At 46.0% G+C, this 263-nt stretch carries 1 protein-coding gene; it reads left to right on the top strand.

The window, feature by feature from the left end; genetic code table 11:
• A partial coding sequence (locus AC2A07_RS19790) for a SprB repeat-containing protein (RefSeq protein WP_484051813.1) occupies window positions 1-263 on the top strand: 263 nt, incomplete at both ends.

The following is a 263-nucleotide window of genomic DNA, read 5'->3' as shown; positions in this document are numbered from 1 at the left end:
TTGGGGGTTCTGCACCATACACATTCAATTGGGGTGGTGGAATCACGACAGAGGACAGAACAGGATTAGCTGCCGGAACGTATACTGTAATCATTACCGATGCGAACGGATGTACTGCTACAGTAAATGCTACAGTATCTCAACCTGCAACAGCAGTTTCAGGAACGACCGTAGTGACGAATGTAGCATGTAATGGAGCTTCTAATGGATCTATTAACTTAACTCCGGCTGGAGGAACTGCACCATACACTTATAACTGGGGA

It is taken from the genome of Chryseobacterium sp. HNCC26DJ238 (assembly GCF_057180465.1).
The sequence above is the reverse complement of the archived record's forward strand: the minus strand, read 5'-3'. Positions and strand labels throughout refer to the sequence as shown.